The sequence below is a fragment of the Corynebacterium vitaeruminis genome, from assembly GCF_001054325.1.
GTDB lineage: Bacteria > Actinomycetota > Actinomycetes > Mycobacteriales > Mycobacteriaceae > Corynebacterium > Corynebacterium vitaeruminis_A.
In genome coordinates, this window is sequence record NZ_JVVM01000034.1 from 88,141 (window position 1) to 96,462 (window position 8,322).

Annotated in this window: 9 protein-coding genes and 1 tRNA gene; 4 read left to right on the forward strand and 6 right to left on the reverse strand. The window is 59.8% G+C overall.

Annotation, left to right across the window (positions count from 1 at the left end; all coding sequences use genetic code 11):
• The first annotated feature begins 7 nt into the window (after window positions 1-7).
• Both ADA16_RS10715 and ADA16_RS10720 read left to right on the forward strand, forming a co-directional pair.
• A complete protein-coding gene (locus tag ADA16_RS10715; protein ID WP_048761956.1) occupies window positions 8-733 on the forward strand; it encodes an IclR family transcriptional regulator in 726 nt (241 codons plus the stop codon).
• On the forward strand, window positions 733-1,923 hold the full coding sequence (locus ADA16_RS10720) for an MFS transporter (protein ID WP_048761959.1): 1,191 nt from the start codon (window positions 733-735) through the stop codon (window positions 1,921-1,923). Before ADA16_RS10715 ends, ADA16_RS10720 begins: the two co-directional genes overlap by 1 nt.
• On the opposite strand, the gene ADA16_RS10725 is transcribed toward ADA16_RS10720, so the two are convergent.
• Complete coding sequence (locus ADA16_RS10725) at window positions 1,924-2,847, reverse strand: TDT family transporter (RefSeq protein ID WP_239659449.1); 924 nt, start codon at window positions 2,845-2,847, stop codon at window positions 1,924-1,926.
• A 69-nt stretch (window positions 2,848-2,916) separates the two neighbouring features.
• Here ADA16_RS10725 and ADA16_RS10730 point away from each other — a divergent pair, with 69 nt between their 5' ends.
• Complete coding sequence (locus ADA16_RS10730) at window positions 2,917-3,822, forward strand: LysR family transcriptional regulator (RefSeq protein ID WP_048761963.1); 906 nt, start codon at window positions 2,917-2,919, stop codon at window positions 3,820-3,822.
• Complete coding sequence (locus ADA16_RS10735; protein WP_048761966.1) at window positions 3,803-4,225, forward strand: carboxymuconolactone decarboxylase family protein; 423 nt, start codon at window positions 3,803-3,805, stop codon at window positions 4,223-4,225. Before ADA16_RS10730 ends, ADA16_RS10735 begins: the two co-directional genes overlap by 20 nt.
• On the opposite strand, the gene ADA16_RS10740 is transcribed toward ADA16_RS10735, so the two are convergent.
• The 5 genes from ADA16_RS10740 to ADA16_RS10760 all read right to left on the reverse strand — a co-directional run bounded on the left by ADA16_RS10740 (window position 4,135) and on the right by ADA16_RS10760 (window position 8,200).
• Window positions 4,135-5,328 (reverse strand): acyltransferase family protein, encoded by a 1,194-nt coding sequence (locus ADA16_RS10740; RefSeq protein ID WP_239659450.1) that lies wholly within the window; start codon window positions 5,326-5,328, stop codon window positions 4,135-4,137. The two genes, ADA16_RS10735 and ADA16_RS10740, sit on opposite strands and share 91 nt — an antisense overlap.
• 70 nt (window positions 5,329-5,398) lie before the next feature.
• Entirely contained in the window at window positions 5,399-6,355 is a 957-nt protein-coding gene (locus tag ADA16_RS10745; protein ID WP_048761996.1) for a lactate/malate family dehydrogenase, read from the reverse strand.
• A gap of 126 nt (window positions 6,356-6,481) precedes the next feature.
• Window positions 6,482-6,554: transfer RNA gene (locus ADA16_RS10750), tRNA-Glu, on the reverse strand.
• 84 nt (window positions 6,555-6,638) lie between these two features.
• A complete protein-coding gene (locus ADA16_RS10755) occupies window positions 6,639-7,421 on the reverse strand; it encodes a TatD family hydrolase (protein WP_048761969.1) in 783 nt (260 codons plus the stop codon).
• The gene (locus tag ADA16_RS10760) at window positions 7,421-8,200 is read right to left on the reverse strand and encodes a tRNA threonylcarbamoyladenosine dehydratase (RefSeq protein ID WP_048761972.1); all 780 of its coding nucleotides are present in this window, start codon (window positions 8,198-8,200) and stop codon (window positions 7,421-7,423) included. Before ADA16_RS10760 ends, ADA16_RS10755 begins: the two co-directional genes overlap by 1 nt.
• Window positions 8,201-8,322: the final 122 nt, after the last annotated feature.

Here is an 8,322-nt window from a genome sequence, read left to right on the forward strand (position 1 = left end):
TCATGGCATGGGACAGATTAGCACATCCGAGACGCCAGCTCTAAGTGGCATTAAAGTTCTCGATCGTTCGGTACTCATTCTCAAGTCTGTTGCGCAAACTCCTCGCACCCTCGCCGAGCTCTGCGAGGACACCGGGCTGCCCCGCGCCACCGCTCACCGCCTGGCCACAGCGCTGGAAGTGCACCGCCTTGTCACCCGCACACCGGACGGCCGCTGGACGACGGGCCCCGGACTCACCGAGATCACGCCTGTCACCACTGACCTGCTTGCCGACGCCGCAGCGCACATCCTGCCGAAGCTGGTAGAGGTCACCGGCGAGTCAGTGCAGCTCTACCGGCTCACCGGCGACACCCGCACCTGTATTGCCTCCATGGAGCCCGCCACCGGGCTGCGTAACACCGTGCCAGTTGGCTCTCGCATGCCGCTAACCGCCGGCTCCGCCGCACGTGTTCTCCTGGCCTTTGGCCCGGCAAACCTCGCTGAGCGAATGCTTCCCGACGCCGACTTCAACCAACAGGACCTCGACGACTGCCGGCGTCTCGGCTGGTCCGAATCCATGGGCGAGCGCGACCCCGCGCTCGCCTCCGTCTCTGCCCCGGTTTTCGACAGCAACCATCGCATGATTGCGGTTCTGTCGGTCTCCGGCCCTGTCGAGCGCATGACTCCGTCGCCCTACGAATGCTGGGGCGCAAAGGTTCTCGCCGCCGCTGAGGAGATGAGCTCCCGACTGTAATGCCCGCTTACCGTCACCTTGTCCTTCTTCTGTCCATGTTCGCGGCGGTCGGTTCGTCCGTCGTTCACATGGGTGTGCCTTTTCTCATCCCATCCCTACAGGAAAACGGTCTAAGTCTCTCTGCCGCCGGTCTCGTCGCAGCAATGCCGGCGGCCGGTATTGTCTTCACGCTCATCGCCTGGGGCTGGTTTGTCGACCGCTATGGCGAACGCGCAGCTCTCTTTCTAGGCCTGTCCTCTACCGCCTTAACAACGGGGCTTGCGGCGCTGGCTTCGTCGTCAAGCCCGGCCCTGCTCGGGGCCACACTGTTCCTCGCCGGATGCGCGGCGGCAAGCGTGAACTCAGCATCCGGCCGCGTGGTGTCGGGCTGGTACCCACCACACCAGCGCGGTACCGCAATGGGCATTCGCCAGATGGCTCAGCCCCTCGGCGCGGCGTTGTCCGCAGTCACCCTGCACCCGCTCGCACAGAATTACAGTATCGGCGTCGCACTCGCGATGCCCGCGATCCTGTGCGCCGTGCTGGCGTTCCTTGTGCTGGTAGGCGTGAAGAATCCCCCACGTCCTGATGCCTCGAACCCCACGGTCACGGCCAGCCCTTACCGCGACGGCAAGTACCTCGTGCGCATCCACATTGCCTCGGCGCTACTGTCCTGGCCGCAGTCGATGATGGGCGCCTACATTCTCGTGTGGCTGTTGTCCGTGGGTTATGCCGATGGCACCGCGGGCACGATTGTGATGGTCTCACAGCTGCTCGGCGCTGGATCCAGGGCATTGATGGGTGTTATTTCCGACCGAGTTCGGTCCCGCATCCGCCCCTACCGTTGGGTCTCGGGTGCGACCTTTATTCTGGCTGTCGCAATGATGGTTGCTAGCTGGGCCGATTGGCGCACACTTGGCACCGTGCTGGTCTGCGCACTGGCGGTTGCGGTAGTCAGCCCGAATGGTCTTGCCTTCACCGCAGTTGCCGAATACGCGGGCCCCTTCTGGTCAGGCCGCGCAATGGGTACGCAGAACACATTCCAGAACATCATCTACGCGGCAACGCCTCCGGTTTCGGGTGCCATTGTGGCCGCTGCAGGCTTCCCCGCGCTGTTTGCCGTCACGGCCCTCTTCCCCGCCGCCGCGCTGACTATTGCGCCGCGGGAGGATCAGGACCGACACGGTCGGGTGCGAGTGGAGCTGGATTAACTAACCCCGCGCCCACCAAACAAATCGAGCCACACACGCGCACCAGTGCACAGCCAGTAAACACAACAGTGCACCACTGACGGTGTACAGCCACTGCGCTCCAATGGTGTCGCCCAGCATGTGTGTACCAAGGCTCAGCGTGCCCACGGGGAAGGTTGCACCCCACCAACCAGGGCTATAGCCGGCCCAACGGATTACGGCGCGAGTGAATCGTCGTAAAGCGATGGCAGCGAGGAAGATGCCGACACTGAGCACCACAGCGCCGTAAGCGACAGCGAAGGTCCGATTGAAAAGCAGCTGCGCGGCAGCCGTCGACTGACCGACCAGCCCGAGTGGGATCCAGGCAGTACCAGCGATGGGGTCGGGGATGCGCATGGTGCCAGAGAACAGCGCGACGTAGCAGCGTGCGAAAATTGGCAGGACGGTGATTAGCGCCATCCAGAAGAATATTTTCCCGCAGACGTGATAAAAGGTGCCGTAGTCGATACTCAACTGTGCACCGCTTGTCGCCGCCACCATCGGGGCAACCAGCGCGAGACCCCACTGAAAAGTTGGCTCGCCTTCGAATCCTCGCAGTTGGCGAAGGCTGACGTAGATTGCCAGCGGCGCACCGATCCACCAGGACACCAGCTGCCACAATGAGTTACTAGATAGCGCAGTCGCAGCACTCCCGAGAGCCATGATGCCCATCGAAAGCATGCCCCACGGCGCCATCAGCTTCGAGTGGAACGGCGGGTTTCGAAAACGCAACCAGCCGACCATCATAAAGCCGAGAATGCCGACCGCCATGACGAGAAGAAGCTCCGGAATCACCGACACGTCATGGGTGTGCGCGAGGGTGGCGAAGATGGATGTGCCCATCAGCGACCCTGCCCACGCGGGCCCGGCGGGTGCCAGCACATCACGGCGAGAAGAGTTGGTCATGCTCATACCGTATTTGTTCTCGCCACAACTACCGCTATCACCAAACCCTGTGAGGGGTACCATAGATGCATGTACCCCTCCGCTGTAGCCGAGCTCGAAGCACTTTTAGCCGCCGCCCGTGCAGGCTCGATCTCCAAGGCGGCGCGTGAGCTAGGCATTAACCAGCAGACCATGTCCGCACGCATCGCGCGGGCGGAAAAAGCGCTGGGAATCACCGTCTTCGAACGCTCCCCCTACGGCGTATCTCCCACGGAAAACGGGCACGTGCTTATCGACGCACTCCCGGACCTCCTGGCCGCCTGCCACACATTTTCGGGTATCGCCGCCAGCTTGCGTTCCGACAATGTTCCCCGCCACCTCACCCTCGCGGTGTCGAATACCGTCGCTGAGCTCTATTACCCCGGCTGGGCCGCCGAGTTCCACCGGCAACATCCCGCAGTCAAACTGTCAATGGTGCAGGCAAATTCCCGGGAGGTCCGGCAACTAGTAGCCGACAGTGCGGTGGACTTTGGTCTGGTAGAAGGCGAGGCTGGTCGGCACGACCTCGAAGAGCGGGTCATCGGCACAGATGAGCTGGTCCTCGCCGTGCCGACGGGGCATCCGTGGGCTGGGCGGGCTGTGGTGAACATCGAAGAACTGCGCACTACCCCGCTGGTTATTCGCGAACCCGGTTCCGGCAGTAGACAGGTCGTGGAAGATGCACTGGGGGATCTCGCCGAACCCGCGGCAGAATTCGGGTCCCTGTCAGCACAACGCGCCGGCATGATTGCGCTGGCAGCACCAACAATCATTGCCCGCGGCGCAATTCGCGATCAGATAACACTCGGACGCATCGTCATCGTCCCCACCGGCACCCGTTTTAAACGCAACCTCAGCGCCGTTATGCGTCGCGGCAGTGAAACTAGTGGGGACATTTCGGAATTTATCCGCATTGCTAGCCCTATACTTAGCAAGCATGAGCAATCCCAACGATGAACTCTTTTCCGCCGACCGCTATGACGCCGGCATCCAAATCCGCCGCGAGGTAATGGGCGACGAATTCGTCGATGCCGCCCTCGCCCGTAACGCCGGCTCCGACGGAGAGACCCTGCAGAAGCACATCACCGCCACCGTCTGGGGTTCTGTCTGGAGCCGCGAAGGCCTGGCCAAGCGCGATCGCTCCCTACTCAACATTGGAATGCTCGTCGCTCTGCGCGCTACCGAAGAACTGCGCGGCCACATCAAGGGCGCCCTCGCCAACGGCCTGACCCGCACCGAGATCACCGAAGCCATCGTCCACGCTTCCGGTTACTGCGGCGCACCGGCTGCTCTTTCCGCAATGAAGGTCGCGCAGGAAGTACTAGTCGCTGAGCTCGGCCCGCTTGACGACGATCTGTAGGCCGCCCACGGGCTCGCAGGCCCCGGCCTCCGCGTTAGTACATCAGTGTTGCGGCGCAGCAACCACGACAGCGGTAAGGCGATGGCAGTGGTAACAATTGCCACTGCCAACATCGACCCCTGGAAGGTCTGATAACCCATCACCTTCATCCCCCAGTCCATGACCAACACGTGGATGAGGAAGAACTCGTAGGAGACTTCTCCCAACCAAATCATGGCTGGATGACGAAGCCACCTTACCTCCGTACCCAGTGCAATCGGAGCCACGAATGCGCCGGCGGACAGGCCATACAGCGTGGTCTTCCACAACGCCTGGTCGACATCATCCGGCACCAAGGTTGCTGGTCCCACATGGGTAGTAGTGGATAGAACAAACAGCACTAGCGCTATCAGCCAACTGGTCGCTAGATTCACGCGCCATCCGACTTTTCGCCCGTAGGCCAGCAGCATGCCGATAGCGAACCAGTCGAAATACGCCATCGGCCACAGCCGTGCCACCACCGGCAGCAGGTTTTCCTGGTGCGACAGCACAGTCCAGACCGGGCCAATGAGGCCAAAACCAATAATGATGGCCAACGTCGGACCGGGGCGCAGCCGCCCCTTCGTGATTGTCCAGATGGCAAGCCCCACCAGCGGCAATACCAAGTAGAAGCCGACTTCCACCACCATCGACCACATCTGCGGCAAGCCCGGGTGAATCCAGCCGAATTGGAGCGTCTGGGTAAACGACATCGTGCGCAACCAGCCCTGCAGACCCCCACCCGATGGTGGCGGGTCATCTGCGGCGTGAATGAGAAAAGCCGCAGTAACCACAATCCAATAGGCCGGCAGAACTCTCTTCGCGCGACTGGTGAAGTACTTCCGCATGTCCGGTCGGTTCGCAGGGACGTCGTCAGGCGAACCGAGCCAACGCCCTGTGAGCAGAAACGCGCTGAGCACGAAGAAGATGGTGACGCCAATTTCGAATCGACCGTTGAGGCGCCCCCACCAATCGTCGGTGTAATTGCCCGTCCAAAACGCGGCATGCGTGAGCAGGACACCGAATGCGCCGATGGCTCGGATGCTGGTCAGCTCCGGAACGTAGGAGGACTTGGCCGAATTCATGCCAATATTTTAGGAGCGCAAAGTACTTCCCCGTGTTATTTCGGCAAAAGTGGAATCTACATAATTTCTTCTACATGTTCTCGACGGTGCTCAAGATGTACTGAGCAGATTCACGCAGTCGCTCCAGCTCCCAGTTGTTTAGCTGTGGCGGCATACGGCGAATGATTCCACCTCGGCCAATCACTGCCGGCATCGACAGCGAGACATCCGGCAACCCGTATTCACCATCCAAGCGCGTACACACCGGGTGGACGCTGTTTTGATCCAGCATCACCGCGCGGGCAATTTCCAAAGCGGAGCGTGCAACGCCAGCATTCGTCCAGCCCTTGGCATTGAGAACATCGTAAGCTGCACCGACCACAGCATCCTGAATCTCCTGTGGTGAAGGCAGCGGTGAGCCATGCCATTTTTCCAGTTCTGTCCACCTCACGCCTTGCACGTTCAGCGTGGACAGAATCGGTACGGCAGTAAGGCCATGCTCACCCATCATGTAGCCAGTCACTGACTTTGGGTCAATTCCCAGCTGCTTGGCAACTACCCACCGCAGTCGGGCCGAATCTAGCATCGTGCCAGTGCCAAAGAGCTTTTCCGCGGGGTAATCGAACTCGGTATGTGCCAAGTGCACCACCGCATCGAGCGGATTAGTAATGAAAAGGACAATCGCCTCCCGCGTATATTTCACGATGCCCGGCATGACATCGCGAACAACTTCCCCGCTGAGCTTGGCCAATCCAGCACGGTCCGGACGGGAATCCGGGTCGTCCGGGTCCGGGAGAATGGACGCACCAGCAGCGACGATAATCATATCCGCGTCGGCGCAATCGCTGTAGTTGCCAGCATGCACATTGACATAGTCCGTGCTGGGAACACCAGTGGACTGGGATTGGTCCAGAGCCTCGCCATGCGCAACGCCTGGTGCTGTATCAATTGTGGCAATCTCAGCGAACAGCCCGGATTCCATGGCATATGTCAGGACATACGAACCGACATGACCGAGACCAATACAAACGAGTTTTGAATGTTTCATATTCTCGATACTAGGACTGTGGAAATCCAGTGCCGCGGTGGAGGGGTAGGCAATGTAGACGCAAGCACGAAAAAGCAAAAGCCTCCACCCAATCACGGGCGAAGGCTTGTGCTTTGTATATCTTTGTACCCCGTACGGGATTTGAACCCGTGTTACCGCCGTGAGAGGGCGGCGTCCTAGGCCGCTAGACGAACGGGGCTTAGAACTTTTCATCCGCGCGCTGCGGACTTGTTAAACAATACACTAGACACGAATAGTAACTACAAATCCGCAGGTTAGCGCATTAAATGCCAAGTGTTTTGGCATTGTTGGCCAGAGCGTCTGTAAGCTCCGATTCATCCATTTTTCGCAAGGATGCAACGTCCGCGACAGTTTCCCGCAACGCAGTGATTACCTCTGCAGCGACCACCTCCGCCGCGTCACCGCTTACGGGCTCGCGCGGAAGGTCAGTCTCCAGCAAAAGCCTATCGACGGGCACCTGCGCCACATAGGCCCGCCCGCGCTTTGTCCGCAACATGAGCGGATTGACGGAGATGTAGCCACCGGCGCGGATAAGCCTCGTCAGCTCATCGCTGGTGCCACCGAAGCGGTGAAAGATCGGTACGAAATTCTCACCCGAAGCCTGGCCGGATTCGGAGTCCATGCGCGGTTCCAACAGGTCGAGTACTACACCGGCACTGCGAACTGTGTGAATGGACAGGATATGTGACTGGTTCGAGGCTCGGACAGCGTCAAAGATGCTGGTTAAGACGTGGATTTGGGTCTCGGTCGGCACGTCGTCAAGCCTGCGGGGCGCGAAGTCCAGTCCGATCTCGCCTACGAAGCGGGTGCACGGAAGGGCCTCGCGGAATATCTCGAGCTCACGCTCGTAATTATCATCGATGTACCACGGGTGATAGCCCACGGCGGCCATGGGCAGATTCTCGCGCCCTAGCTCGGCAAATCCGGAAGGCCGAACCGTCTGCGCGATAATCTCCACACCTTCCCGCGCAATCTCGGCCTTAAAACGCTCGCGCGAAGCCTGTGGCAGGAAGTCGTAATGAAAGTGGGTGTCGATGAGCCGCATTATTTTTCCGTGGGTGGCTGATTTTCGTCGGCCGGACCGCCGATGCGCGGGGCGAGCGGGGTTTCCTCGAACCCGAGCAGCCGGCGGATGACTTTCCCGGCTAACATCTGCCCCATTATTGGCGGTATGTAGCTCATGGTACCGAGGGTTTCCGCTTTGGTGCCGCTGCCTTTGTCCGCAATTCTCACTGGTTCTTCAGATGAGTACAGTACCTCAAGACCGCGAATGCGTCGGCGGATACACACCTGACGGACAATCTTCGCCAGCGGGCAGACCTTTGTCTTATTAATTTTGGAGAAGGTCAGCCGGGATGGATCGAGTTTGTTTCCACCTCCCATAGCGGAAATGAGGTGGACACGATTTTCCGCACACCACTGCGCGATCTCAATCTTGCCGGTGACATCGTCGATAGCGTCGATGATGTAATCCGGACGCGGGAACTGCCGAAAGGTTTCGGCCAAATTCTCACGGGTGAGGAAAATCTGTCGGGCGTAGGTCGTACAGTCCGGGTTGATATCGGCAACCATGGCCTCCATGACCTCGGCTTTTACACGGTCGATTGTGGAGACAAACGCCAGCGCCTGACGGTTGAGATTGCTCGGCTCCACGACGTCGCCGTCAATCAAGATGAGGTTGCCCACGCCACCTCTCGCGAGAGCTTCGGCACAGCTAGACCCCACGCCTCCGAGTCCGACGACCATGACTGTAGAATCGGCCAAAGTTTCCAGCCCCTCATCCCCTAGAAGAAGCTTCAGTCGCGCGAAACGTTCACTGGTCATAGTCGCCCCCTGGTCATAGTCGCTTCGATTCTTAAAAAACAAAAACTCCCCAGCCGACTGACTGGGGAGTAACTTTGTACCCCGTACGGGATTTGAACCCGTGTTACCGCCGTGAGAGGGCG

What these genes read in the sequence shown, in the direction of transcription:
- ADA16_RS10715 (WP_048761956.1), top strand. Translation starts at nt 8, where the DNA reads ATGGGACAGATTAGCACATCCGAGACGCCAGCTCTAAGTGGCATTAAA.
- ADA16_RS10720 (WP_048761959.1), top strand. Translation starts at nt 733, where the DNA reads ATGCCCGCTTACCGTCACCTTGTCCTTCTTCTGTCCATGTTCGCGGCG.
- ADA16_RS10725 (WP_239659449.1), bottom strand. Translation starts at nt 2,847, where the DNA reads ATGACCAACTCTTCTCGCCGTGATGTGCTGGCACCCGCCGGGCCCGCG.
- ADA16_RS10730 (WP_048761963.1), top strand. Translation starts at nt 2,917, where the DNA reads ATGTACCCCTCCGCTGTAGCCGAGCTCGAAGCACTTTTAGCCGCCGCC.
- ADA16_RS10735 (WP_048761966.1), top strand. Translation starts at nt 3,803, where the DNA reads ATGAGCAATCCCAACGATGAACTCTTTTCCGCCGACCGCTATGACGCC.
- ADA16_RS10740 (WP_239659450.1), bottom strand. Translation starts at nt 5,328, where the DNA reads ATGAATTCGGCCAAGTCCTCCTACGTTCCGGAGCTGACCAGCATCCGA.
- ADA16_RS10745 (WP_048761996.1), bottom strand. Translation starts at nt 6,355, where the DNA reads ATGAAACATTCAAAACTCGTTTGTATTGGTCTCGGTCATGTCGGTTCG.
- ADA16_RS10755 (WP_048761969.1), bottom strand. Translation starts at nt 7,421, where the DNA reads ATGCGGCTCATCGACACCCACTTTCATTACGACTTCCTGCCACAGGCT.
- ADA16_RS10760 (WP_048761972.1), bottom strand. Translation starts at nt 8,200, where the DNA reads ATGACCAGTGAACGTTTCGCGCGACTGAAGCTTCTTCTAGGGGATGAG.